At 66.6% G+C, this 26148-nt stretch carries 15 protein-coding genes; 6 read left to right on the top strand and 9 right to left on the bottom strand.

The features are described from left to right. Nucleotides 1-14 precede the first annotated feature (14 nt). Genes ACODS2_RS11880 through ACODS2_RS11890 form a run of 3 tightly spaced genes read right to left on the bottom strand, consistent with a single transcriptional unit; the run spans nt 15 to nt 5802 of the window. Entirely contained in the window at nt 15-1427 is a 1413-nt protein-coding gene (locus tag ACODS2_RS11880) for an efflux transporter outer membrane subunit (RefSeq protein WP_488998990.1), read from the bottom strand. After that, a complete protein-coding gene (locus tag ACODS2_RS11885) occupies nt 1424-4615 on the bottom strand; it encodes an efflux RND transporter permease subunit (RefSeq protein ID WP_488998991.1) in 3192 nt (1063 codons plus the stop codon). Before ACODS2_RS11885 ends, ACODS2_RS11880 begins: the two co-directional genes overlap by 4 nt. Continuing rightward, nucleotides 4615-5802, bottom strand: coding sequence for an efflux RND transporter periplasmic adaptor subunit (locus ACODS2_RS11890; protein ID WP_298170513.1), 1188 nt, complete (start codon nt 5800-5802; stop codon nt 4615-4617). Before ACODS2_RS11890 ends, ACODS2_RS11885 begins: the two co-directional genes overlap by 1 nt. A 192-nt stretch (nt 5803-5994) precedes the next feature. Here ACODS2_RS11890 and ACODS2_RS11895 point away from each other — a divergent pair, with 192 nt between their 5' ends. Then, the gene (locus tag ACODS2_RS11895; protein ID WP_488998992.1) at nt 5995-6504 is read left to right on the top strand and encodes a (2Fe-2S)-binding protein; all 510 of its coding nucleotides are present in this window, start codon (nt 5995-5997) and stop codon (nt 6502-6504) included. Between the two features lie 17 nt (nt 6505-6521). Further along, nucleotides 6522-8711 carry a xanthine dehydrogenase family protein molybdopterin-binding subunit gene (locus ACODS2_RS11900; protein WP_488998993.1) on the top strand — a complete coding sequence of 730 codons (2190 nt, stop codon included), beginning with the start codon at nt 6522-6524 and terminating at the stop codon, nt 8709-8711. Nucleotides 8712-8865: 154 nt separating this feature from the next. On the opposite strand, the gene ACODS2_RS11905 is transcribed toward ACODS2_RS11900, so the two are convergent. Together ACODS2_RS11905 and ACODS2_RS11910 are read right to left on the bottom strand one after the other, a co-directional pair. Beyond that, entirely contained in the window at nt 8866-12267 is a 3402-nt protein-coding gene (locus ACODS2_RS11905) for a glycosyl hydrolase 2 galactose-binding domain-containing protein (RefSeq protein ID WP_488998994.1), read from the bottom strand. A gap of 104 nt (nt 12268-12371) precedes the next feature. Further along, entirely contained in the window at nt 12372-14912 is a 2541-nt protein-coding gene (locus ACODS2_RS11910; RefSeq protein WP_488998995.1) for a glycoside hydrolase family 3 protein, read from the bottom strand. Nucleotides 14913-15147: 235 nt separating this feature from the next. Between ACODS2_RS11910 and ACODS2_RS11915 the strand changes: the two genes are divergently transcribed. The 4 genes from ACODS2_RS11915 (at nt 15148) to ACODS2_RS11930 (ending at nt 21891) form a co-directional block, all read left to right on the top strand. Further along, nucleotides 15148-18159, top strand: a complete 3012-nt coding sequence (locus ACODS2_RS11915) for a TonB-dependent receptor (protein WP_488998996.1) — start codon at nt 15148-15150, stop codon at nt 18157-18159. A 131-nt stretch (nt 18160-18290) separates the two neighbouring features. Continuing rightward, complete coding sequence (locus ACODS2_RS11920) at nt 18291-19838, top strand: tryptophan halogenase family protein (protein WP_488998997.1); 1548 nt, start codon at nt 18291-18293, stop codon at nt 19836-19838. Then, nucleotides 19835-20707 carry an ROK family protein gene (locus tag ACODS2_RS11925; protein WP_488998998.1) on the top strand — a complete coding sequence of 291 codons (873 nt, stop codon included), beginning with the start codon at nt 19835-19837 and terminating at the stop codon, nt 20705-20707. Before ACODS2_RS11920 ends, ACODS2_RS11925 begins: the two co-directional genes overlap by 4 nt. Next, nucleotides 20704-21891 (top strand): ROK family transcriptional regulator, encoded by a 1188-nt coding sequence (locus tag ACODS2_RS11930; RefSeq protein WP_488998999.1) that lies wholly within the window; start codon nt 20704-20706, stop codon nt 21889-21891. The genes ACODS2_RS11925 and ACODS2_RS11930 overlap by 4 nt, the downstream gene beginning before the upstream one ends. Here the strand turns inward: ACODS2_RS11930 and ACODS2_RS11935 are convergent. The 4 genes from ACODS2_RS11935 to ACODS2_RS11950 form a co-directional block, all read right to left on the bottom strand. Beyond that, complete coding sequence (locus tag ACODS2_RS11935; protein WP_488999000.1) at nt 21888-22910, bottom strand: LacI family DNA-binding transcriptional regulator; 1023 nt, start codon at nt 22908-22910, stop codon at nt 21888-21890. The genes ACODS2_RS11930 and ACODS2_RS11935 overlap by 4 nt on opposite strands. A gap of 70 nt (nt 22911-22980) precedes the next feature. Next, entirely contained in the window at nt 22981-23937 is a 957-nt protein-coding gene (locus ACODS2_RS11940) for a fumarylacetoacetate hydrolase family protein (protein ID WP_488999001.1), read from the bottom strand. Further along, nucleotides 23934-24503, bottom strand: coding sequence for a cupin domain-containing protein (locus ACODS2_RS11945; protein WP_298170540.1), 570 nt, complete (start codon nt 24501-24503; stop codon nt 23934-23936). Before ACODS2_RS11945 ends, ACODS2_RS11940 begins: the two co-directional genes overlap by 4 nt. An 85-nt stretch (nt 24504-24588) precedes the next feature. Next, nucleotides 24589-26064, bottom strand: a complete 1476-nt coding sequence (locus ACODS2_RS11950) for an MFS transporter (RefSeq protein ID WP_488999002.1) — start codon at nt 26062-26064, stop codon at nt 24589-24591. Between the last annotated feature and the right edge of the window lie 84 nt (nt 26065-26148).

A 26148-nucleotide genomic window follows, 5' to 3' on the forward strand; every position in this document is an offset into this window, starting at 1 on the left:
GGGAATGACGAGGATCAGGGGGCGGTGCTTGCGGCCTGCCAGCCGCCGCCGAGGGCCTTGAACACGCTGATCTGGGCGTCGGCGCGGTCCGCTTCGGCCTGGGCGAGCGCGGCGCGGGTCTGGGCGCGCTGGCGTTCGGCGTCGAGGAGTTGCAGGAAGCTGTCCGCGCCGTAGTCGAAGCGGGTGCGCGAAAGGCGGGCGGCATCGCTGCTGGCGATCATCGCGCGGCGCAGCGCATCCTCGCGGCTGGTGGCACCGCCGGCGCGGGCGAGGGCCTGTTCGGCTTCCTTGAGCGCGTTGAGAACAGCGGCATCGAAGCGGGCGAGCGAGCCTTGTGCGATCGCCTCGCTCTGCCGGACGCGGGCGCGCGCGGCGCCGTTCAGCGGGAAGTTCCAGCTGATCAGCGGGCCGACCGAGTAGCCGACCGAGCCTGAATTGCCGAGATTGCTGAAGCGCGTGGCGCCGAGCGAGACGCTGCCGAGCAAGCTGATCGAGGGATAGAGCGCGGCGGTGGCGACGCCGATGCGCGCGGTATCGGCGGCCAGCGTGCGTTCGGCCTGGCGCACATCGGGGCGGCGCGCGAGGAGGGCCTGACCATCGCCGACGGGGAGCGGTTCGTTTGCTGCGGGCACGGTGCGGCACTTGGCCGCCGCGCTGTCCAGGATCGCGGCGGGGGGATCGCCGGTGAGGACCGCAAGGGCATAGAGTGCGGAGCGGCGCTCGGCTTCGAACACGGGCACCTGCGCGCGGGCCTGCTCGACAAGGACAGTGGCCTGATCCACTTCGCTGCGCGTGCCTCTGCCGGCGGAAAGACGGCGCTCGGTGAGTTCGAGCGTGCGGGCCTGAAGCGCCTCGGTCTCGCGTGCGACGTCGGCCTGTTCGCCGAAACCGCAGGCTGAAGCATAGGCGCGCGCCGTTTCAGCGGCGACCGCCACGCGCGCGGCATCGACGGCAGCCTGCGCGGAAGCCGCATCGGCGCGCGCGGCTTCGATCGAACGGCTCACCCCGCCGAAGAGATCGGCTTCGTAGGACGCATCGAAGCCTACCGTGAAGAAATCGTTGGTGATCGCGCGGCCGAAGGCGGGGATGACCTGGCGGCTATGGCTGTATTGCGCGCTGGTGGTCGAGGTGGGCAGGCGCGCGGCTCCCACTTCGGAGAGCGCTGCGCGGGCGCGCTGGAGATTGGCGGCGGCGACGCGCAGATCGGTGTTCTTTGCCAGCGCCTGCATGACGAGCCGGTCGAGCTCCGGATCCTTGAACAACTGCCACCACTGGTCCGGTAGCGGCGAGGGCGTGACCGTGCCGTTTTCGAGCGCTTCGGTGAGGCGCACTTGTTCGGGCGGCAGCGCGGCGGGGCGCTTGTAGTCTGGCCCCACGGCGCAGGCGGCAAGGAGCAGCGCCGGGATCAGCGCGGCGAGACGCTTCATGCCTCGCTCTCCGGAGCGGCTGGAAGCTCGTCAACTGGCTTGGGCTTGCGGCGCAGCATGGCGCCGACCCGTTCGCCGAAATTGCGGCTGATGATGTAGAACGACGGGGTGAAGAGGAGGCCGAAGCCGGTCACCCCGATCATCCCGAAGAACACTGCGATACCGAGCGCCTGGCGCATCTCCGCACCGGGGCCGGTGGCGATGACGAGCGGCAGGGTGCCGAGGATGAAGGCGATCGAGGTCATCAGGATCGGGCGCAGGCGCTGGTGCGCGGCGCGTTCGGCGGCGGCGCGGGCCTCAAGACCATCATCCTCGCCCTGCCGCGCGAACTCGACGATGAGGATCGCGTTCTTGGCGGCGAGGCCGATCAGCACGACGAGGCCGATCTGGGTGAGGATGTTGTTGTCACGCCCCATGATGCCGACACCGACGATGGCAGCGAGCAGGCACATCGGCACGATCAGGATCACCGCCAGCGGCAGCACGAGGCTTTCATACTGCGCGGCGAGCAGGAGGAACACGAAGATCACCGCGAGGCCGAAGACGAGGCTGCCGGTGTTGCCCGCCTGCTGCTGCTGGAAGGCCAGTTCGGTCCATTCATAGGTGAACCCGGCGGGCAGGTTGGCCTTGGCTAGCTTGTCCATGGTGGTGAGCGACTGGCCCGAGGAGAAGCCGCGCGTGGTATCGCCCTGCAATTCAGCGGCGGGATAGAGGTTGAACCGCACGACGCGGTAGGGGCCGCTGTCGTTCTTGAGCGTCATTACCGCAGCGAGCGGGACCATCGTGCCCGAGGCCGAGCGGGTCTTGAGCCGCAGGATATCGCCGATATCGTCGCGGTAGGGCGCGTCTGCCTCCGCCGTCACGCGGAAGGTGCGGCCGAGGAAGTTGAAGTCGTTGACGTACGTGCTGCCCAGATAAGTGCCGAGCGTGGAGAACACGCGCTCGACCGGCACGCCGATCTGCTCGGCGCGTTCGCGGTCGATGTCAGCCTTGAGGCGCGGGGTCTTGGTGTTGAAGGTGGTGAAGACCGAATTGAGGCCGGGTTCCTGATTGGCGGCCATCATCATCTTGAAGGCGGCACCTTCGAGCGCGGCGTAGCCTGCGCCCGAGCGGTCCTCGATCATCATCTTGAAGCCGCCGCCAGTGCCGATGCCGCGCACGGGCGGGGGCGGCACGACGAGGACGTTACCCGCGGTGATCGCGCCGTAGGCCTTGCGCAATTCGTTCGCGACCTGATCCGACGAGGCGGTGCGGTGGTCGAAATCCTTGAGCGTGATGAAGATCGCGCCAGCGTTCGGCGCGGTGGTGAAGGTCGCGCCGTCGAAGCCGGCAAACGCGATGGTGGTCTTCACCGCCGGATTTTCTCGCGCGATCTTGGCGGCCGCTTGCACGATCTCGTCGGTGCGCTGGAGCGAGGCGCCCGGCGGCAGCTGGACGACGCCGATCAGGTAGCTCTGGTCCTGCGCGGGGATGAATCCGGTCGGCGTTGCATAGAAGCGCCAGCCGGCGATGGCAAGGAGCAGCACATAGGCGATGCCGATCATGCCGAGCGCACGCACCAGCCGCGCGGTCAGCTTGCCATAGCGCACAGACAGGCGTTCGAAGCGGTTGTTGAAGCCGCGAGCAAAGCGCACCGGCAGGCCGCGCCAGCCTGCCGGGGGTGCGGTTTCCTCGTGGCTCTTGGGCTTGAGGATCAGCGCGGCGAGCGCCGGCGAAAGGGTGAGCGAGACGAAGGCGGAAATCGCGGTGGCGCTGACGATGGTGAGCGCAAACTGCTTGTAGAACGCGCCCGAGATGCCGGGGATGAAGGCGGTGGGGATGAACACCCCGCACAGCACCAGCGCAATGGCGATGAGGGCGCCGGAAACCTCGTCCATCGTCTTGTGCGCGGCGGCGCGGGGGGCGAGGCCCTCTTCCATCAGGCGCTCGATGTTCTCGACCACGACGATGGCGTCGTCGACGACGATGCCGATGGCGAGAACGAGGCCGAATAGCGAGAGGTTGTTGAGCGAAAAGCCGAACGCCGCCATCGCCGCGAAGCTGCCGACCAGCGAGACCGGGATCGCGATGATCGGGATGATCGAGGCGCGCCAGCTCTGCAGGAACACCAGCACGACCAGCGCGACGAGCACGATCGCCTCGAACAGTGTCTCTTCCACGGCGGCGATCGAGGCGCTGATGTATTCGGTCGGGTGGTAGGGGATGGAGTAGATCAGGCCGGGCGGGAAGGCCTTCGACAGCGCTTCCATTTCCGCCTCGACCGCAGCGGCGGTCTTGAGCGCGTTGGAGCCGGGGAGCTGGGTGACGGCGACGCCGATCGACGGGTAGTTGTCGCGATAGGCGTTGGTGCCGTAATCCTGCGCGCCGAGCTCGATGCGGGCGATATCACTCAGGCGGGTAAGGCGGCCATCATCAGAGCGCTTGATGATGATATCGCCGAACTCTTCGGTTGTGGTGAGGCGTCCGGTGGTCTGGATGCCGAGCTGGAAGGCGGTGCCGCCCTGGTTGAACGGCGGCTGGCCGACCGAGCCGGCGGCAACCTGCGCGTTCTGGGCGCGGATCGCGGCGATGATCTCGTCAACCGTGAGATTGCGGCTGGCGGCAGCATCGGGATCGATCCACACGCGCATGTTGTAATCGCGCCCGCCGATGATGCGCACGCCGCCGACGCCGGGCACGCGGCTCAGCCGGTCGACCACCTGCAGGGTTGCATAGTTGGCGACGTATTGCTGGCTGAGCGACTTGTCCGGCGAATAAAGGTTCATCACCATGAGCAGGTCGGGCGAGTTCTTGCGCACCGTCACGCCGATCTGGCGGACTTCCTCGGGCAGGCGCGGCTCTGCCGTGGCGACGCGGTTCTGCACCAGCACCTGCGCCTGATCGACATTGGTGCCAGCCTTGAAGGTGACGGTGATCGAGACATTGCCGTCGCCCGTGGAGGACGACTGCATGTAGATCATGTTCTCGACGCCGTTGATCGATTCCTCGAGCGGGGCGGCGATGGTTTCGGCCAGGGTTTCGGCGGTTGCGCCGGGGTAGTTGGCCGAGACGACGACGGTGGGCGGGGCGATTTCCGGATACTGGCCGACAGGCAGCGAGGGATAGGCGATTCCCCCGATGATGACGATCAGGATCGACAGCACCGCCGCGAAGATCGGACGGTCGATAAAGAAATGCGGCAGGCGCATTACTTGGCCGTTGCCTCGGCCGCAGCAGGTGCCTTGATGGCGTTGGAAGCAGGCGAATCCGCCGCCGCGCGGGGCTTCAGCGGGATGACCTTGGCATCGACGTCCATGCCCGGCTGGAGCCGCGCGAGGCCATCGAGAATGACTTTCTCGCTGGGCGCCAGGCCTGTCTTGATCACGCGCAGGCCTTCGACGAGCGGACCGGTTTCGACGTTGCGCTGGACGGTCTTGCCATCCTTGCCGACGACATAGACGAAGCGGCGGGTCTGGTCAGTGACGATGGATTCATCGGGCACCAGCAGCGCGCTGTAGGTGCCCGACCCCAGCAGGCGGGCGCGGCCGAACATGCCGGGGACGAGGAAGCCGGTGGGATTGTCGACTTCGGCAAAGGCGCGGATCGTGCCCGAATTGCGGTCGATCGCGTTGTCGACGAACTTCATCAACCCGTGCCAGCGATAGTTCGTTTCATCCGCCAGCTTGATGTCGACCGGATTGGGAGCATAGCGCGAGGATTCGCGCTCGCCCGATTGGGCCTGGCGGACATATTTGAGGTAGAAGGTTTCCGCGCCTTCGAACGCGAAGCGGATCGGATTGACGGTGACGACGCGGGTCAGCACCGTCTGCCCGGCGGCAACATAGGTGCCGATCGAAACGCGCTTGTCCGAGATGCGGCCGCTGATCGGTGACCGGATCGTGGTGAAGGACAGATCGAGCGACTTCGCCTCAAGGTTGGCGCGGGCCGCCCCGGCTGCGGCCACGGCGCTGCGCAGATTGGCTTCCTTGGTCTCGAACTCCTCGCGGCTGATCGCCTGCGCATCGACGAGTTTCTGCGCGCGGGCCAGCTCGGTGCGGGCATTGGTGACGAGCGCCTGCGCCTTGGCGAGATCGGCGCGGGCCTGCTGCGCGGCGGCGCGGTAGGGGCGCGGATCGATGGTGAAGAGCACCTGGCCCTTGGACACCTCCACGCCTTCGCGGAAGTTCACGCTATCGACCGCGCCGGAAATACGCGGACGGATCTCCACATCCTGGACCGCCTCGAACCGGCCTACATAGTCATCCCAGTCCACGACCTGACGCTTGAGCGGCACGGCAACCGAGACATGAGGCTTGGGCGGCGGAGGCGGGGCTGAGGGGGAGCAGGCGGCGAGCGCCGCAGTTGCGAAAAGCGGGGGGAGGATGATTCGGCGCACGCCTTCAAAGTATGGGCATGCCGGTTACAGCGCAACCGTTGCTGCGGTGCAGCGAGGACCCCCAGCGGGTGGAGCAATTCCGACATACTTGGGGAGGGGCCGTGTTGCCAGTGGCGCAGGCTGAAATCCGTTGCTAAAAGCGACCTATTGCGACACGCAACGCAGTGATTGCTTCCAGGGGAGTGGTAAATCGTGGCTATCGAGGCAAAGGTTAACGGAAAGCCGGTCAGCTTCGCGGTCGAGCCGGATACGCCGCTGCTCTGGGCCATCCGCGAGGAGCTGGGGATGACCGGCACCAAGTTCGGGTGCGGGATCGCAGCCTGCGGTGCATGCAGCGTGCATGTTGACGGCGAAATCACCCGATCGTGCAGCGTGCCTGTAAGCGATGTGGCCGGGAAATCGATTACCACGATCGAGGGGCTCTCCGGGGCAGAGGGCACGTTGACGGCCTTGCAGCAGGCGTGGATCGCGCATCAGGTGCCGCAGTGCGGGTACTGCCAATCGGGCCAGATCATGGCGGCGGCGGCGCTGCTCGCCAAGACGCCCAAGCCTACCGACGCCGATATCGATGCGGCGATGACCAATATCTGCCGCTGCGGGACCTATCCCCGCATCCGCGCGGCGATCCACGATGTGGCCGGCACGGCCGCGGCTCCGGCCACCGTTGCCACGCCCGCGACCACCCCCGCAACCCCCGCCTGAGGAGCAAGCACATGGGCATGATCCGCAGAACATTCCTGATTGGCGGCGCGGCACTGGTTGGCGGCGGCATCTTCGCAGTCCAGTATGGCGATAGCTCGGCCAAGTCGCAGGCGGCAAAGCTGACCGACGGCACTGGTGGACACAATTTCGGCACCTGGCTGCGCATCGGCGAGGACGACACCGTCACCATCTATTCGCCGCACACCGATATCGGGCAGGGTTCGAACACCGGCCTTGCGCAGATGCTGGCCGAAGAACTGGATGCTGATTGGAGCAAGCTTTCGGTCGTCTCCGCGCCGGCGGAATCGGCGTTCGCCAACGTGGTGCTGGGCAAGGGCTTCCTTTCCGAAATGAGCGGCTATCCTGGAATCATCGGCGCGATGCCGATGTCGCTGCTGGGCATGGTCGCGCGCCAGCTCAACCTGCAGATCACCGGCGGCTCTTCGGCGCTGCGCTTCACCGGGCAGCAGGGGCTGCGCGTGCTCGGCGCGGGCACGCGTCAGGCGCTGATCGAGACGGCAGCGGGGCGCATGGGCGTTCCGGCTGGCGAGCTGACGACGGCTGACGGCAAGGTGCTCCACGCCAAGTCCGGCAAGTCGCTGCGCTATGGCGAACTGGCGGCGGAGGCGGCGACGCGGAGTCTTTCCACCAAGGTGGCGCTGAAGGACCCCAAAGACTTCAAGCACATGGGCAAGTCGGTCCCGCGCTTCGACATTCCGGCCAAGGTCAACGGCACCGCACAATACGGCATGGACGTGGTGAAGCCCGGCATGCGGGTGGCGACGGTGATCGCCGCGCCGGTGCGCGGCGGCAAGCTGCTCTCGGTCGATCCGGCACCGGCCATGGCGATTGGCGGCGTCGAGAAGGTGATCAGCCTTGAAAGCGCCGTCGTGGTCGTTGCCAAGGGCTACTGGCAGGCGCTGAAGGGCGCCCGCGCGCTGGCGCCCAAGTTCAGCGACGGCGGCCATGGGCTCATCACCACGGCCACGATCTTCGCCGAGCAGGACAAGCTGCGCGCCGAGGGCAAGCCGACCAAGACCGCAGGCGAAGGCGATGTCGATGCCGCGCTCAAGGCTGACGGCGTGAAACTGCTCGATGCCGACTACAAGATGCCCTTCCTCCACCACGCGATGATGGAGCCCTTTGCGCTGACGGCGCATTACAAGGACGGGCACCTCGATCTGTGGGGCGGGATGCAGGACCCGCTGGGCGCAAAGGCGGCAGCGGCCACCGCGGCGGGCCTCGGCGCGGACAAGGTGACGTTCCATCCCATGCTGATCGGTGGCAGTTTCGGCCGCCGTCTGCCGATGTACATGGAGATCGTCGATCAGGTGGCGCGCGTTGCCATGCAGGTGCCGTTCCCGGTCAAGCTGATCTGGTCGCGCGAGGAGGAAGTGTCGCAGGGCGCATACCGTCCGCAAAGCTCGGCGAAGTTGACCGCAGCGCTCGGGGCCGATGGCAAGATCACGGCGTGGCGCAACGATTTCGCGCAGCCGGAAGACGGCCTGCGCGAAGTGCCGTTCTTCTATGATGTGCCGGCTGTGGCGCGGCGGCATTTCAAGCAGGTTTCCAACCAGACCGTCGGCGCATGGCGTTCGGTCAACGCCACGCAGCACGGTTTCACGACCGAGAGCTTCATGGACGAGCTTGCGCATCTGGCGGGCGCCGATCCGGTGGAATTCCGCCTCAAGCACTTGAAGCCCGGGCGGCATCGGACCGTGCTGGAAGAAGTGGCGAAGCGCAGCGGCTGGGGCTCACCGCTCGAGCCGGGCCGCGCGCGCGGGGTTGCGGTGGTCGAATGCTTCAACACGATCGTCGGGCAGGTGATCGAGGCTTCGCTCGCCGAGGACGGTACGCCCAAGGTGCACAAGGCGTGGGCCGTGGTCGATTGCGGCACAGTGGTGAACCCGACCGCCGCCGAAGGGCAGATCCTCGGCGGGCTGGTGATGGGGCTTTCGTCCGGCATCGGCGAGGCGATCACGGTGGACAAGGGCGCGGTGCAACAAAGCAACTTCAGCGACTATGAAGTGCTGAAGCTGGCCAATGCGCCGACGGTCGACGTCCACTTCATCAACAGCGGCGCGGAAATGGGCGGGATCGGCGAGCCGGGCCTGCCGCCTGCGACGCCTGCGCTGGCGAACGCGCTGTTTGCGCTGACGGGCAAGCGGGTGCGCAGTCTGCCGATCAGGGATCAGGCGAAGGCTTGAGGGGACGGTTAGCGGGACCCCGGCGCAAGTCCGGGTGTGCCGCTCCCTCCGTTCGTCATTCCCGCGAAGGCGGGAATCCAGGGCGGTTGGCGCTATGGTATGCCGCTCTGGATTCCCGCCTTCGCGGGAATGACGAGGGTGGGGAGGTTGTCCCTCACGGCGCGATTTTCACCTTGCCATCGGGCGTGTTCCAGCCTCGGATCGCAATGCTGGCAGGCTTGGCGCTGGCTGGCACCCGCACCGTGATCATGCGTGCTTCGCCTGGTATCAGCGAAACGTAGTTGTCCTCGAAATAGGCGGGCAGGACGCGCGCACCGGCCTTGTCGAGGACGGTGAGCTTGATCGCGAGCGCGGGGGTCTTGCCGGTGTTGGCGAGGGTGAGTGTCAACGGTCGGTCGGCGCCTTGCAGCTGGCCCGATTGCGCTTTCATGCTGATGGCGGCAGCGGGCATTGAGCCGAGTTCGCGGTAGGCAGATGGATCGCGGCCGCGCCAGTAGAGGTTGCGGCTGAGGACGGCGCCCTTCGCATCGATCAGTTCGAGCGCGACGAGGACCATGCCGCCCTTGTCCATCAGTGGGGCTAGATCGACCGTGCCTGCGGGTGTGGCGGCGTTGGCGGGCGCCGCAAGTGTCTGCTCTTTCTGCAGCAAGGTGCGGCCCGCAAGATCGGTGACGCGCACTTTGGCGGTGAGGTCCGGCAGATCGCCGCGCGTGGTATTGATCACCATGAGCTGGTTGTCCGGCAGATTGAGCTGCACATGCACCGGCTCGGCCCCGGCGCGGGCGCCGTAGTAGGCGGCGTGGGTGTCCATATCCGAGCTGTAGAGCTGCCAGGCGTTTGACGGCCACGAGGGGTGGGTCATCCAGAACAGGCGGCCGGAGTTCTTCGTCCACAAGTGGCCGACGAAGCCCTCCATCATCGCCTTGTGCGTTTCGAGGTTCATCATCTGCGCCTTGCGCTCGAAATCGGCGAGGCTGGTTGCTGGGCCGAACATCTGGGCCAGCGTGTCCATGAACGTGCGCGTGTCGCCGTTCCCGCTGAAATGCCAGTCGTGGTAGGCCATCGTATCGCCGAGCGGCCAGCGGTCGGCGGTAGGGACGCTGGCCTCGATCGCTTCGCGCGTGGCGAGCGAGGGCGTGCCGGTTTCGACCGAGAAGCCCGAGGCGAGATCGGTGAAATAGCCTTCGGGCGGGCGGTAATTGTAGGGGCCGGAGCCCTGCAGGTTCACGACGTTGGACGAGCCGGTGTACCAGCGGGTGCCATCGAGCTTCGTGACCAGTGCATCGAGGCCTTCGTTGAGCGCGGGGTAGGGCACGCCTTCGTTGCGGCCGAACCAGACCACGATGCTCGGGTGATTGCGATAGCGCGCGATGGTGTCTGCTGCGTTGGCGAGGAAAAGTTGGCGGTCCTCGGGCTCGATCTGGAAATCCTGCGTGGACTGCCAGAAGTCGTTGAGGATCATCATGCCGTTCTCGTCGGCAAGGTCGTAGAACGCGGGTTCGGTGTTGTTGCCCATCCAGTTGCGGATCACGTTCATGTGGGCTTCCCGCTCAAGGCGGAAATAGGGTTCGAGTTCGGCGCGGCCGAAGCGCTTCATCGCATCGTCCATGCCCCAGCTGCCACCGCGCGCGGCGATGCGGACGCCGTTGACGCGCAAGGTGAGGTGCGGGAGCGCGATGGAGGGCGGGACGGGGCGGACGGCGGGGGAGTGCTCGCCGCTGGTGGTGAGGCTTTGCGCCCAGCCTAGCGGGGTTTGCTTGATGGCGGCGTGGCGCACGTCGATCAGCGGGAGTTCGCCGGGTTTGGCATCGGTGGGATCGACTTCGACGCGGTTCAGGCGGCCATCGCTGCCGAACAGAGAGAGTTCGTAGCTGATTTCGCGGATGCCGAAGCGAAGGGTTCGGGTGTCTGACGGCGCGCTGTTGGCGGCGGCGCTGATGGTCAGACTGTAGAGCGCGGGATCGCCGTAGCCGTTGGGCCACCATAGGCGTGGATGGGCGATGTGGAGCGCAGGATCGGTGGCGGGCGAGAAGGTGACGGTGGTTTCGCCGGGGGCGGCGGTGAGCGCGCGGGTGAGAGTGATCTCGCCGAACTTTGCGGTGACGGTGAGCGGGACGGGCTGGCTGGCCGTGTTGGTGAGAGGCACCGTGATCGTGATGTCTGCGCTGTCGGTGCGCGGCAAGGGCAGGTCGGTGACGACATGGGGATCGCCGAGGCGCACCGGGCCGGTGGCTTCCAGCGTGACGTCCTGCCAGAGGCCGGTGTTGCGATCGCGGATGCCGGGGATCCAGTCCCAGCCTTCGGTGGCGACGAACGTCGGCCCGTCGATGGCGAGCTGGCCACCGTTTTCACCGACGCCGCCTTTGACGGACTGTTCATGCGGAATGCCGGGGTGCGGCGGCGGGCTGACGCGCACAGCGACGACGTTTTCGCCTACTGCGGGCGTGAAGGTAAAACGGCCGCGGGTGAACGCGCCTTTGGTTGAGCCTTGCCGCGCGCCGTTGATCCAGACTTCGGCGGCGTAGTTGATGCCGTCGAAGCGCAAGCCGAGGGCCTTGCCAGCGGCTTCCGCAGGGACCGTGAAGCTGGTGCGATACCAATAGTCCTGCCGGGCGAGGCTTTCCGGGATCGCGAGGTTGTTGAGGCCGTAATAGGGGTCAGGATAGATCCCGCGGTCGACCATGGTGGCGAGAACAGTGCCGGGGACGCGGGCGGCGAGCCACTTGGCGGTATCGACGCCTTGGCGGGACAGGGCGACACCGTCAGCCGGGCCTAGATCGGGGGCGGGGATCAGTTTCCAGCCATTGACCTGCCACTGGCCGGGGGCGGTAGGAACGAGTGCGGGCAGGGGCGTGATGGGCACGGCGCGCGGGGCGCTGGGCGGCGTCTTGGCATGTGGGAGCAGCCAGGGGTCCTGCTGCTCGGTGAGGCCGATATTGGCCTTGCGCTGGAACGGCCAGCCGACCCCGACATCGCGGAACTGGATGGTGGCGAAATCCGGACGGGCGGCGAAAAGCGCGGCGGGATCGCCGAGCGCGTCATCGATCTGCGCGGCGGCGAGGGCTCCGGCGAAGTGCGGCTTGCCGGGCAGCGGCGGGGCAATGGCGATACGCGGTTCGGCGGCGGGGCTGGCGGCGGTTTGCTGGCCTGCGAGTTTGCCGTCGATGAAGAAGCGTGCCGTCTTGCCGTCATAAGTGGCGGTGAGTTGGCTCCAACGTCCGGCGGGGAGGGCGGCGGCGGCGGCCAGCAGGGCTTGGTCCAGCCGCAGGGCCGGGCGGCCATCGACGAGGACGAGGGCGCGGCGGCCCTGCTCGATCAGGGTGACTTCGCCGGGCTGGAGGCGGCTGGGCTGAACCCATGCGGACAGCGTGAAGGGGGCGCCCGCTGCGAGGACGGGGCTGGTAGCGGGGAGTTCGCGCTCGATCCCGATGCCGCCTTCAAGGATGCGGACGTTGTAGGGGCCGCCGTTGTCAGGCACTTCGGCGCAAAGCGGCGCTGCGGTGAGCGCGCTCGCAGCAAGGAGGAGCGGTGCCAGACGGCGCTGGGTGGTGGGCATGGTTCGTCTCTCTCTCCCCTGCACCCGGGTTGGATGGGCCTGGGTATCTGACAGCGCAATCAATTCAGTGCGGCACAGGAAATTTAAAATGCATAATGCATGCATTATTTTGCGGCAGGTTTGCATCCTGCGAGGATATCGCCTCTGGTGCCCAGCGTCACGCTGGCGAGCCCGAACGAGAGCGAGCCGCGCGTGGTGAGAACGAGGGGGCTGGAGACGGCCTGGCTCGTCGATCCTGTGGGAAGCAGGCACTTCAGCGGGACGGCGAGGGTCTGCCAGATACCGAGGGGCATGGCGGCGAGTTCTGGCAGCGGGACGGGCGCGCCGCAGGGGCCGCTGCCGCAGCGCGCGGACACGCTGACTGGCGCGCCGGGCCTTGCATCGAGCCGCAGGTTGATCAGCAGCAGGACATCTCCGTTGGTTTCCCGCGCAAGATCCTGCGGCGTGGCGGCCTCTAGCGCAATCGTGGCGGGCTGCGCTCCGGCGGCGAGCGTGATGCGGCGCGCGCCTTCCTGCACATCCTTGTCGATCGCGGAGATGGTGAGGCGATTTCCCGGGGTGGACGCAGGAACAGGGCCTACCGTGTGCGGCGCGGCGGCCGGATCGGTCAGCACCAGCGACCAGCCGGGGGCGGCCTGCCCGCGCTGGACGAAGACGCCGGGCACGGCCTCGGCAGCGACGCCAGCATCCTCGGGCAGATCCGTCCATGGTGCAGGGCCGCCGGCCATCGACAGGCCGTAGCCGTAAGCGAAGAGCGGATCATCGCCGGTGCGCGCGGTGCGCGGCCAGGCGGTGGGGAGGCGGCCGGTGAAGTCCGCGCCATCCTTTGCATAGAGCACATCGGCGACGCCGCCGCCTTCCGAGCCCGGCAGCCAGGCGACCACAAAGGCATCGGCGGCGTTAAGCTCCGGGTTCACGAACAAGGGCCTGCCGGTGAGCATGACCGCGACGACGGGGATGCCTTGCGCTTTCAGAGCCTTCATCGTGGCAAGCGGGCCGGTGAGATCGCTGCGCAGCTGGAGCGAGCGGATATCGCCCTGAAACTCGGCATAGGGCTGCTCGCCGAAGACCACGATGGCGGCATCGGGCTCTTGGGTGAAGCGGCCATCGGGCGCGAGCTGGGCGCTGCCGCCAGACGATTCGGCCGCCGCCTTGAGGCCCTCCCACAGCGTCGTCGCGCCGGGGAACTGGTCACGCGTCAGGCCGGTGCCCTGCCAGGTGATCGTCCAGCCGCCGGACTGGCGTGCGACGTCGTCCGCGCCGTCACCAGCGACGAGGAGGCGGGTGCCCTTCTTGAGCGGGAGGACGCCGGTGTTTTTGAGCAGGACCAGCGACTTGCGCACGGCTTCGCGGGCGATGGTGCGGTGCTCGGCGCTGCCGAGGAGGTTCCACTCGCCCGCCAAAGGCCGAGTGGAAGGCGCCCCCATCTCAAACAGGCCGAGGCGCAGTTTGACGCGCAGGATGCGGCTGACGGCGTCGTCCAGCCGGGCCATCGGCACGGTGCCATCCTGAACCTGCTTCAGCAGGCTGCCATAGAGCGGCTTCCAGCTATCGGGCGCCATGTACATGTCGACCCCGGCGAGGAGAGCCTGCGGGCAGCTTGCATTGGTGCAGCCGGGGATCTGGCCGTGCGCGTTCCAATCGGTGACGACGAAGCCGCCAAAGCCGAGGCGGTCCTTGAGCACATCGGTGACGAGGCCCTTGTTGCCGGCGATCTTGACCCCATTCCAGCTGGAGAAGCTGGTCATGACGGTGGCGACGCCGTTTTCGATCGCGGGGAGATAGGGCGCGCCATGGACGAGGCGCAGCGTGGTTTCGTCGATCTGCGCATCGCCCTGATCGTGGCCGTCCTTCGTCGCGCCATCGGCGAGGAAGTGCTTGGTGCTGGCGATGACGTGGGGGCCTGCGAGCACGCGGCCTGTCGTCGGCGGGCCCTGCAAGCCGCGCACCATCCGGCCGACATAGCTCGCGACGAGCGCGGGATCGGAGGAATAGCCTTCGTAGGCGCGGCCCCAGCGCCAATCCTGCGGCACGGTGACGGTGGGGGCGAAGGTCCATTCCTGCCCGGTGACGCGGATTTCGGCGGCGGTGGCGGCGCCGATCTTCTCGATCAGATCGGGATCGCGCATCGCGCCAAGGCCGACATTGTGGGGGAACAGCGTGGCGCCGATGATGTTGCTGTGGCCGTGGACTGCATCGGTGCCCCAGATCACGGGAATGGCCGGGCAGCCGGGGCGGCCGCGAATCGAGGCGGCGTAGAACTTGTCCGCAAACTTCAGCCATTCCGAGGCGGGCGCGAGGTCGTTGCCGCCCGGCCCCGAATTGCCGCCATTGAGCACCGAGCCGAGATTGTAGCGCGCCACGTCCTCCGGCGTGAGGCTCGCGATATCGCCCTGGATCACTTGCCCGACTTTGCAGGCGGCATCCATCTGCTTGAGAAGCGACGCGATTTTTACCTCGTCCGCGTCCGTGACGACCTTGGGCCAGGCGATTCGCGGCCATTGCTCCGGATGGACGCTGGCGGCCGAGTCGCTCGCGGCAACGGAGGGCGCTGCAAGGAGTGCGGCCGGCGTGAGACAGGCCGCGATGGCTACCGCCCAGGCTGTCGCTGCAATGTGGCCGTTCCGGTGCGAAATCCGCTTCATTCCTTGGCTTTCCTCTCCGTTTCCCGGGTCTCGTCAACGTTCTCGGGGCAATTCAATAATACATTATGATGACGTAATATGAATGACAACGTTGACAATACGGCGAAGATGATCGTATTTCAACCATGCCACACGCCTCCGGCCAAATCCGCACTGCGGGTAGCCGGATAATCAGAAAGGCGGCAGCACCCCGTTCAAAGCGGGGGCTGCCGCTCAACTTGCAAGGGGAGAGACCATGTCTGATCGCATCGCACGTCCAACGACCGTGCTGTCTAAGAAGGGGCTTATGGGCGCCGCGTCGATCATGGCGCTGCTGGTTGCGGGCAATGCCGCTGCGCAGGCTGCCCAAGGTTCGGGACCGCAGCAGGCCGATACCGCCGCAGCCGATGAGGGCGCCGCGCCGATCGTCGTCACCGGCTTCCGCCAGTCTCTGGCTGCCGCGCTTGATGCCAAGCGCAATTCCAACCTCATCATCGAATCGGTGAGCGCCGAAGATATCGGCAAGTTCCCCGACCAGAACATCACCGAATCGCTGCAGCGCTTGCCGGGCATCCAGATCGACCGCGAGAACGGGCAGGGCACCAAGGTGCGCATCCGCGGCCTCGAGCAAAACCTCACCGTGCTCAACAACGAGCTCTTCGTGACCGGCCAGGAAGTGTTCAAGGTCGGCGAGGGCAACTTCACTCGCACCGACAGCCTTGAAAGCGTGCCTTCCGAACTGATCGGCGGCGTCGAGGTGTTCAAGTCGCCCAATGCCTCGCTGCTGGAAGGCGGCCTCGGCGGTATCGTCAATCTCAAGACGCGCAATCCGCTCGATCTCAAGAACGGCCTCACCGTGGCGGGCAACGCGCGGCTCAACAAGGCCAACGGCATCGATGGCTGGAAGCCGACCGGCGCGGTCGTCGCGAGCTATAACTTCAACGACAAGTTCGGCATCATCGTCTCGGGCAGCTATAGCAAGACCAACGGCCACTACGACATTCTGGGCGGCGAGAACCGCGGCAACTGGGCCTTCGGCGCGGGCCGCCGTGATACCGCGACGGTGCCGACCAACTACTACGCACCCGAATACCGCTACGTGACGGACCGCGACCAGTACCGCACGCGCTGGGGCGTCTCGGTGGGCCTCGCCTATCGTCCGACCGATACGCTGAGCATGGACCTCCAGTACTTCCACTCCGATCTCAAGGTGGACACGCGCGAAGGCTCGGTGAAATTCCCGTTCGGCCAGGGCGAATCGCTCGGGCTCCTGCCGGGCTACAAGATCAACAGCAACGGCGTGCTCGAGAGCGGCACCATCCGCGCGCAGTCGGCCGAGGCCATCTCGGTGGTGGACGAGTCCAGCATCAAGTCGGACAACGTGCAGTTCGGCACCAAGTTCGACAACGGCTCGAACTTCCGTGCCAATGTCGAGGCGACTTACTCGACCGGCAGCCTCTTCCGCGACGTTGCCAACAACGACGTGCGCTTCACCAAGTATACCGTGCGGCAGGGTGCGGTGGGCGGACCGCTGCAGGACGGCGTGGCGCTCAACAGCGCGGCGCCTGCAACGTTCGACTTCACGTACAGCAACGGCGCTTTCCCCAAGTTCGGCATCGCGCCGGGCAGCCCGCAGGATCTGTTCAGCAACCCGGCCAATGGCTTCTTCAAGTCGCACTGGGCCTTCGGGGACCGCTCCAAGATCAAGGGCCACTCGATCCGCACCGACCTTGCCTGGGATGTCGATCCTTCGGAAAAGGGCAAGATCACGCTGAGCGCGGGCTTCCGCTATGGCCAGCGCACGGTGGACTTCACCTCGGGCCGCTATCTGGCGGACTATTCAGGCAAGGGCGAGATCGACGCGACCAAGATCCCGCTGGCCGAGCGCGATCCCACGTTCAACTACAACTACACGCCTTATGGCTACTTCCAGGACGGCGCGATCGGCTACAAGATCTGCGACCTGCCGGAAGCAAACAAGCCCGCCGCCTTCGCCGGGTGCAGCCGCTTCGGCAATTCGCCCGCGCTGATCACGCCTTATGACACGTTCACCAGCAATGCGGGCCGGGTCGAAACCTTGGTCAATCCCAACGTGCCGGGCGGCAAGGTGCTGATCCAGAACCGCGCGCAGATGGTCAATGCGCTCAAGTGGATCCAGAACCTCTATCCGTCCACGCCGTTCAGCTTCTTCGAGGATCCGCTTCAGACCTTCTTCGTGAAGGAGGAGACCAAGACCGGCTATGTCATGGCCGATATCGGCGGCAAGGATGACAGCTTCCATGTCAACGTGGGCCTGCGCATCGTCAACACCCAGCTGAAGGTGGACCAGAATCAGGGTACGGCGAACCCGACGTACTACGGCACCGACAGCTGGAACGGCGTGGTGAAGGACTTCGACACATCGAGTGTTCAGCGGTCCTACACCGACTTCCTGCCGAGCGTGAACGTGGTGGTCGATGCCGCGCAGGACATCAAGGTGCGTGCCTCGGCCGCCCGCGTGACCTCGCGCCAGCCGCTGTTCGATCTGGGCCGGGGCTTTGCCACCGACTTCACCCGCGATGCGGCGACCGACAAGTTCCTGTTCACCAGCGGCAGCCGCGGCAACGCCACGCTCGATCCGTTTCGGGCCTACCAGTTCGACCTCGGCGTTGAATACTACTTCGGCCGGCAGGGCCTGCTTTCGGCGGGCGTGTTCTGGAAGGAAGTGGACAGCTTCGTCGTGACGCAGACCGTGCCGGTCTTCGTGAGCGACCAGGCAGGCGGGCGTGTCGGCCCGGTGTCGCAACCGGTCAACGGCAAGGGCGGCCGGGTCAAGGGCTTCGAACTGGCGGCGCAATATGCCTTCCCGTTCGGCCTCGGCTTCACCGCGAACTACACCTTCTCTGACACGAGCACCGAGTTCAGCAACGACTTCGAGACGGGTCTGCCGCTGCCGGGCGTTTCGAAGCACTCGTTCAACGGGCAGGTCTATTTCGAGAAGCACGGGTTCGCGGCGCGCGCGTCCTACTCGTGGCGCTCGAAGTCCTACCTCGGCAATTTCGGCTTCGGCGATGGCGGCGTGACGCGCACGCTGGGCATCTACCAGAAGCCCTATGGCCAGCTCGACGGGCAGATTTCCTATCAGGTGACGCCGAACTTCAACGTGTTCCTCGAAGGCATCAACCTGAACAAGGAAAACACCAAGACCTACCTGCAGTTCCCCGAGCTGCCGTTCCGGTATGAATCGGGCTCGCGCCGCATCTTCGCCGGTGTGAAGTTCAACTTCTGACCTTAGCTCCACCTCCCTCGGAGCCTCTTGGGGGGAGGGCCTTTGCGGGCCTTCCCCCCCCTTTCTTGTTAGGCGCATTCCAGGGAGATATTGTGTTGCGGCCGGATGACCGCCAGCATCGGACCGGACCTATGATGACCCCTGAACCCTTGCGTTCGATTCTGATTGTCGGCGGCGGCACGGCTGGCTGGTCGGCGGCGGCGCTGCTTTCCGCCGTGCTCGCGCCCGCTGGCTGCAAGATCACGCTGATTGAATCGAGCGACGTGCCCACCGTCGGCGTGGGTGAGGCGACGATCCCGCCGGTGTTCGAGTTTCTGGCGAACTGCGGCGTGGATGAGATTGATTTCATTCGCCATTGCCAGGCGACGTTCAAGCTGGCGATCCGCTTTGATGACTGGCTGGAGCGGGGCCATTCCTACTGGCATCCCTTCGGCAATCTGGGCGTGACGATCAACCAGCGGCCGTTTCACCACTACTGGTGGAAGAACAAGGCGGCGGGGCATGGAGAAAGCTTTGCCGATCTGTGCCCGGCGATTGCCTTGGCGGAAGACGAGAAGTTCGCATTCCCGCCACCGGACGGAAGCTATCCCGGCGGGGCGCTCAATTATGCGCTGCACTTCGATGCGGGGCTGGTGGCGCAATATCTGCACCGGCATGCCGCCGCGCGCGGGGTGGAGCATATCGATGCGCGGATCGCGGGCTGCGAACTGGCGGATGATGGCGCGATTGCAGCGGTCAGGCTTGAGGACGGGCGGCGGATCGCGGCCGATTTCTTCATCGATTGCTCAGGGTTTCGCGGGCTGCTGATCGAGGAAGCGCTCCACGCAGGCTACGAGGATTGGACCAAGTGGCTGCCCTGCGACCGCGCGGTGGCGATGCCGACTGCGACTGTCGGGCCGCCCGCGCCCTATACCGTTTCCGCCGCGCACGAGGCGGGTTGGCGCTGGCGCATCCCGCTGCAATCGCGCGTGGGCAACGGCTATGTCTATTCGAGCCGGTTCATTAGCGATGACGCGGCGGCGGATACGCTGCGCGGCGCGGCCTTGGGTGAGGCGCTGGCGGAGCCGCGGTTTCTGCGGTTCACGGCGGGGCACCGCAAGGCGATGTGGGTGAAGAACTGCCTCGCTGTCGGGCTTTCGAGCGGGTTTCTGGAACCGCTGGAATCGACGAGCATTCATCTGATTCACACCGCGCTGAACCGGCTGCTGGACTACTTCCCGGACCGGCACTGCGATCCCGCGCTGGCGACGGCGTACAACCGCGAGGCGGCGGACGAATATGCGCATATCCGCGATTTCCTGCTGCTGCATTACGTGCCCAACCGGCGGCATGGCGAGCCGTTCTGGGATGAGATCAGGGAGGGTCCCCTGCCGGACAGCCTTGCCGAAAAGCTTGACCTTTTCCGCCGCACCGGCCGCATCGTTTCGCGGCGGCGGGAGCTGTTTGCGGATATCAGCTGGTTCTTTGTCGCGGCAGGCATGGGGATCGTGCCGGAAGCGCTCGATCCGCTCGCCGATGCGGCGCCGTTCGGCGACGTGCGCCGCGTGATCGGACAGATCAGCGACGTGATGGGGCGCTACCGCAAGGCCGCGCCGACGCATGGGGACATGCTGGCGCGGCTGCTCGATCCCGCGCTCAAAGGACGGCCCAATTTCAAGCAGACCTGGGGCGGGGCATGATTGCTGGCCTCGAACTGGGCGGCACCAAGTGCGTGGCCACGCTGGCGCGGGGGCGCGAGGTGATCGATCAGCGCCGGGTGCCGACGCGCGATGCAGGCGCGACGGTTGGCGATCTCACCGCAATCCTCGATGAATGGGTGGCCGCGCATGAAGTCGAGGCCATCGGCGTCGCCGCCTTCGGGCCGATCAGTACCGACCGGGCGGCGGCTGATTTCGGCACCTTCCTCGCCACGCCCAAGCCGGGCTGGCAGGGTTTCAGCCTCGCGGCGCATTTGCGGGACCGATACGGCCTGCCGGTCGGGCTCGACAGTGATGTGAATGGCGCCGCACTGGCGGAAGGACGCTGGGGCGGCGCGGTGGGCATGGCGAATCATGCCTACGTGACCGTGGGCACCGGGGTCGGCGTGGGGCTCGTGGTGGGCGGACGGACCATGGCGGGCCGCGCACACAGTGAAATGGGACACATTTTTGTCGACCGCATGCCGGGGGACGAAGTGCCCGGGATATGCCCTTTTCACGGGGGCTGCGTGGAAGGATTGATCGCCGGACCAGCACTTGCTGCGCGGGCGGGGGTGGCGGGCGAGGCACTGGACGAATTGCATCCGATATGGAATCCGTTCGTGCATGTTCTTGCTCGGCTCGTCCATACCATCGTGTTGACCGGGGCACCCGAGCGCGTGGCACTGGGCGGTGGAGTCCTGACAAGCCGGCCCGAACTGGTGGTGCGGGTCGATACTGCCGTGCGGGAAAGCCTGAGCGGCTATGCGCAGGCTTCGTTCGGCGTGGGGGCGCCGGTGCTCGGTGATCAGGCGGGGCCACTGGGCGCGCTGGCGATCGCGCTCGATGTGCTGGAGGGCGGTACGGCGTGAATTTGGGGCTGACGCGCAGCGGCTATCGCGGCGCGACGATCGAGGATGCAGGCGCGCACAACACCCGGATCGTGCTGCGCGCAATTCGCGCGCAGGGCACGCTGACCAAGGCGGAACTGGCGCGGCAGACAGGGCTTGCGCATCCCACCGTCACCAACATCACCCGCCGCCTGATGGAGCGTGGCCTGCTGCGCACCGCCGGCATGCAGCGCGGCGGGCGCGGGCAGCCGGCGACGCGGCTGGTGATCAATGCCGAGGGCGCGCATGCCATCGGGCTCAATGTCGACCGCGATCACATTACGATGGTGCTGGCCGATTTTGCCGGGACGGTGAAAGCGCGGCTCGATCAGGAGATCGCGTTTGCGCTGCCCGAGCAGGTGCGCAGCTTCTATCGCCGCAATCTCGACAAGCTGCTGGCGATGGCGGGTGTGCGCGCAGCGGCGATCACCGGGATCGGGCTTGCGCTGCCCGATGGCCTCGGCGTGATCGATCTGCCGGGCATGCCGGGGGACTATGCGCAGTGGTCTGCCACCAATCTCGAGGCCTTGTTTGCCGAACCGCTGGGCCGGCCGATCTTCATCGAGAATGACGCGGCAGCGGCGGCCATCGGCGAGATGCAATTCGGGCGCGGGCAGAAGGAGGCGAGCTTCTTCTACATCCTCATCAGCTATGGCCTTGGTGGCGGGCTGGTGGTGGGCGGGCAATATGATCGCGGTGCGGACGGGCGCAGCGGCGAGATCGGCTTCATGAGTGTGCCGGGCGAGGGCCCGAACGGACAGGGCGCCATGGTGCCGCTGCAGTCGATCGTTTCGATTGCCGGCCTGAACCGGCGGCTGCAACAGGCTGACCGATCACCCTTTTCACATGGCGAGGCGATTTCGGGTGATGCGGCTCTGCAGCGGATCCATGATGAGTGGATCGAGGAATGCGCTCGCGCGCTGGTGCAGCCGCTGGTGGCGGTGAACCTGCTGATCAATCCGGGCGTGGTGCTGGTGGGCGGGCGCCTGCCGATGCCGCTGCTCGAACGGCTGACGCAGCGCATCAATCTCCTGCTGCGTAGCGGCGGGCGCGATGCCCCCGCAATTGCCCCGGTGATGGCGGCGGCGCTGGCAGAGGATGCCTCTGCGGTGGGTGCGGCGCTCCTGTCGTTCGACGATCTGGCGCTGGCGGTGGAGGCGGGCTAGCCCGCGCGCGGCGGGGCGGTGCTGCGGCGGATCAGGAGTTCGTGGGCGAGGTGGATGTCGCCGCCTTCGGGTTCGCCCTTCAGCACATGGAGCAGCATGTCCATCGCCTTGTAGGCCATGTCTTCCACCGGCTGGCGGATCGTGGTGAGCGGGGGCCAGACCACGCGCGAAATGTCGGAATCGTCGAAGCCGACGACCGAGAGGTCTTCCGGCACGTGCAGCCCGCATTCGCGCGCGGCGGCGACGGTGGCGGCGGCCATGTCGTCGTTCTGGGCGAGGATCGCGGTGGGCGGTGGATCGAGCGCGAGCAGGCGGCGCGCGGCGGCAAGGCCGGAATCGAAGGTGAACAGGCCGGATTCGATCAGTTCCGGGTGCAGCGTGAGGCCCGCCTTGGCGAGCGCCTGCATGGTGCCGACGAGGCGCGCATCGGATGCGGCGTGGCTGGGATCGCCCTTGATCACGCCGATGCGCTTGTGGCCGAGCGCGACGAGATGTTCGGCGGCTTCCTGCGCGGCGGCGACATCGTCCATCGCCACCGAGGGGCCGTTGCCGAGGAGGCGGGTGGGCGAGATGCGCGCAAACGGCATGCCCACTTCGCGCAGTTCGGCCATCAGCCCGGCGTGGTCCGAGGCGGGAGGGGCAAGCAGCACGGCATCGAGCGCTGCAGAACGCAGCAGCGCGATGATCTCATCCTCGCGCTCGGTGACGGATTCGACCGGCAGCACGACAAGGCGGAAGCGCTCGCCGTGGAGGCGTTCGAGCGCGCCTTTCTGCAGTTCGACGACGTAGCTGGGGCTTGGCTTCTCGTAAACGAGGCCGATCAGGTAGGAGCGGCTGCGGACAAGGCCCTGGGCCGAGACATTGGGGTGATAGCGCAGCGTGCGCATTGCCTCGCGCACGCGGGTTTTCACCGCTTCGGTGACATGCGGCTCGTTGTTGACGACGCGGCTGACGGTTTTGGCCGAAACTTCGGCCATGCGCGCAACGTCGACAATGGTGGCCCGTTTGGGTCTGCTCATGGGTATCGGGCCGCCTCGGTGTGTCTGCAAAAAATCTTCGCTGATCCTACACCGGGGCGGCCCGGAAATGCTAGGCCTTCACGACTTGGCTGTCGATCATGCCGAAGGGCGCGCGGCCCGAACTGCCCACCGCCGTCATCCGCACGGTATCGCCGAAGGCCATGAACGGTGTTTGCGGCGCGCCATGGGCGATGATCTCGATCGCGCGGATTTCCGATATGCAGCTGGAGCCGACTTCGGCGTAGTTGGCGTTGGAGACGGTGCCCGAGCCGATCACCGTTCCGGCGACAAGATCGCGGGTAAGCGCGGCATGGGCGACCAGTTCGTGGAACCCGAAGGCCATCGGGGCACCGTTGGCCCGGCCGACTTCGCGGCCATTCCAGTCGATGATGAGATCGAGACCGACGCGCCCGTCCTCCCATGCATCCCCGAGTTCATCGGGCGTGACGGCGAAGGGGGCCATCGAGCAGGCCGGCTTGGCCTGGATCCAGCCGAAGCCGGTCTTCATTTCGATGGGGGCGATGGCACGCAGCGACCAATCATTGATCTGCACGATCAGCCGGATGTGCTTCATCGCTTCTGCGGCGCTGGTGCCCATCGGGACGGCATCGACCACCACGCCGAACTCGCCTTCGAAATCGATGCCGTGTTCGATGGCGGGGAAGGGGACGGGATCAGCAGGTCCGTAGAACCGGTCTGACAGGCCCTGGTACATCAGCGGGCGGTCCCCTTCGTGGGGATCGTGCTTGAAGGCTACGGCCATGAGATCGCCGTGCGTGGTGAAGGCCGAGCCATCGAGCCACTGCCAGGTGCGCGGGAGCGGCGCAGCGAAGGTCACGTCGTCTGTCGGCTCACCTTCGCCGGCGTTGAGGCGGGCTTCGGCGTCCTTGAGCCTCGCTTCGGTCGAGGGCCAGTCCTCCATCGCGCCGAGGAGATGGCCGCCGACGCGCAGCGCACGCTCCCCGTCCGCCGAGACGAGCGCCAGCGCGCCATCGGGCGTGCCGTCGCGCAGGGTGGCGAGCCTCATGCCTTGAGCTCGGGTGCGAATTCGCCGTCGATCAGCACGAAGACGATGCGGCAATTCTTGTCGGAGCGGTTGGCCCAGCCGTGGTTGGTGCCGCGCTGGATCACGATGTCGCCAGGATAGACGGTGGTTTCACCCTCATCCATGATCAGCACGAGTTCGCCTTCGATGACAATGCCGTAGTCGATGGTTTCGGTGCGGTGCATCAGGGCGTGGCGCGCGCCTGCCTTGGCGGCGTTGGAGGCATGGCCTGCGCCGATTTCGGCGAAGTGCGCAGCAGCTTCCTCGGGCGTCATGGTGCGGATGCCCTCGCCTTCGGGCGGAATGTCGAGCACGCGGATGCGGGTGCCGTTTTTCGGCGGAGCGAGGACCACACCGGCTTCGGCGGGTTCGCCCGAGGCTGCGTCGATGGGTGCGGGGGTGGCCTGCGTGTTCCAGACTTCGTGGAACATCGGCCCGATGGCGCCGCCGACTTGCTGGACGCGGGGCGGGGCGCCGTCTTCCTGGATGATCGCGCGACCTTCCGCATCGTGGCCGGTGACAATGCGGCGCACAGGTTTGACGTCCATATAATCTCCCGCGATGGTTATCCATCTGTTTGACAGATGGGTTTAGTTCACTTCGGATCAACAATGCCTATGAAGCGGCGGCAGGTCAATCCGCTGCTGGCTTGCGCTCGGTCGCAAACAGGGTTGAGGGCAAGCGCGAGACGGCGAGCACCGCAATCGAGAGGAGCGCTGCGACCATGATCGCGCCGGGGACCAGACCGGCGAGCCGCGCCGCCGCGTCATGTCCCGCAACCGCAAAGTAGGCCGAGCCGACCAAGGCGATGCCGAGCGCGCCGCCAAGCTGCTGCGCGGTGCGCATCGTCGCGCTGGCGGTGCCGGCGTGGGTACGCGGAACTTCGGAGACGACGATGGGGCCTAGCGGGCCGGAGAGCGTGCCGAAGCCGATCCCGGCGAGCGCGAGGGTGGCGATGAGCAGCGGCCCGCCTTCAACCCGCGCATGGATCAGCGCGAGGGTGCTGACGATGCCAGCCGCCATCAGTACGCCGCCCGCCATGGGCAGGAGGCGCCCGAGCTTTGGCAGCAGACGTGGGACAAGCAGGGCCACTGCCACCATCACGCCGAGGCCGAAAGGAATGTGGATCAGCGCCGTCTTCAGCGGGGTGAGCGCAAGGCCCTGCTGCAGCGCGACGGCGAAGATCATCAGGAAGCCGACCGAGCTGCTGTTGAATGCCATCGCGGCGATCACGCCCCAGCGGAAGGTGGGGAGGGCAAAGAGCGAAGGTTCGATCATGGCCGGAAGCCCGGCCGCGCGGCGGGCGACGGAGCGGCGCCAGCCAAGGCCCACGGCGCTGATACCGCCGGTCAGGATCGCGGCTGCGGGCGCCAGACCCAGATCGTCGTGCGCCTGGATCAGGGCGAGGAGGATCAGGCCGAAGCCAGCGGCGAAGAGCGCGGCGCCGGGGAGATCGATGGCGAGGCCCTTGTGTTCCTCGCCCGTGCGCGGGAGCGTCACCCGGCCCATGGCGAGCGCGAAGAGGCCGACCGGCAGGTTGATCAGGAAGATCAGCCGCCAGCCGAGGCCGAAGAGGTTGAGCTCGATCAGGAAGCCGCCGATGATCGGGCCGATGATCGCGGCAAGGCCGATGATCATGCCGAAGAAGGCGAGGCGGCGCACCCGTTCGAGCGGGGTGTAGAGCAGCTGGACGATGGCCATGGTCTGCGGCCCCATCATCGCGCCCGCCCCGCCCTGAAGGACGCGCGCGAGGACCAGCACGCCCGGCGTCGGGGCAAGGCCGCAAAGCGCGGAGGCGGCGACGAAGCCCGCCACGCCGCCAAGGAACAGGTTGCGGTGGCCGAACGTATCGCCCAGCCTTCCGCCAAGCAGCAGGAGCGAGCCGAGCGTGAGCAGGTAGCCCGCGACGATCCACTGCATCGCGGGGGGAGAGGCACCGAGGCCGTCGCGAATGGCGGGCAGCGCGGTGTTGACGATGGTCGTGTCGGCCACTTCCAGCACCACGGCGGTGAGCACGGTGAAAAAGGCCAGCGCCCGCTGGCGATCATCGAGTTCATGCGGCAGCTTGCTGCCTGAGGCCGCAGCCGGTGCTGCCTGTTGCGCTGTCATTCGCGGTTGTCCGATGTCCCGTGCGCCTGCTCGTGGCGGCTATTGGTGCCGACCGGGATCAGCCGGTCAAATTAAAATCTTGCT

It is taken from the genome of Novosphingobium sp. FG137 (assembly GCF_057809735.1).

What these genes read in the sequence shown, in the direction of transcription:
- ACODS2_RS11880 (WP_488998990.1), bottom strand. Translation starts at nt 1,427, where the DNA reads ATGAAGCGTCTCGCCGCGCTGATCCCGGCGCTGCTCCTTGCCGCCTGC.
- ACODS2_RS11885 (WP_488998991.1), bottom strand. Translation starts at nt 4,615, where the DNA reads ATGCGCCTGCCGCATTTCTTTATCGACCGTCCGATCTTCGCGGCGGTG.
- ACODS2_RS11900 (WP_488998993.1), top strand. Translation starts at nt 6,522, where the DNA reads ATGATCCGCAGAACATTCCTGATTGGCGGCGCGGCACTGGTTGGCGGC.
- ACODS2_RS11905 (WP_488998994.1), bottom strand. Translation starts at nt 12,267, where the DNA reads ATGCCCACCACCCAGCGCCGTCTGGCACCGCTCCTCCTTGCTGCGAGC.
- ACODS2_RS11910 (WP_488998995.1), bottom strand. Translation starts at nt 14,912, where the DNA reads ATGAAGCGGATTTCGCACCGGAACGGCCACATTGCAGCGACAGCCTGG.
- ACODS2_RS11915 (WP_488998996.1), top strand. Translation starts at nt 15,148, where the DNA reads ATGTCTGATCGCATCGCACGTCCAACGACCGTGCTGTCTAAGAAGGGG.
- ACODS2_RS11920 (WP_488998997.1), top strand. Translation starts at nt 18,291, where the DNA reads ATGATGACCCCTGAACCCTTGCGTTCGATTCTGATTGTCGGCGGCGGC.
- ACODS2_RS11925 (WP_488998998.1), top strand. Translation starts at nt 19,835, where the DNA reads ATGATTGCTGGCCTCGAACTGGGCGGCACCAAGTGCGTGGCCACGCTG.
- ACODS2_RS11935 (WP_488999000.1), bottom strand. Translation starts at nt 22,910, where the DNA reads ATGAGCAGACCCAAACGGGCCACCATTGTCGACGTTGCGCGCATGGCC.
- ACODS2_RS11940 (WP_488999001.1), bottom strand. Translation starts at nt 23,937, where the DNA reads ATGAGGCTCGCCACCCTGCGCGACGGCACGCCCGATGGCGCGCTGGCG.
- ACODS2_RS11945 (WP_298170540.1), bottom strand. Translation starts at nt 24,503, where the DNA reads ATGGACGTCAAACCTGTGCGCCGCATTGTCACCGGCCACGATGCGGAA.
- ACODS2_RS11950 (WP_488999002.1), bottom strand. Translation starts at nt 26,064, where the DNA reads ATGACAGCGCAACAGGCAGCACCGGCTGCGGCCTCAGGCAGCAAGCTG.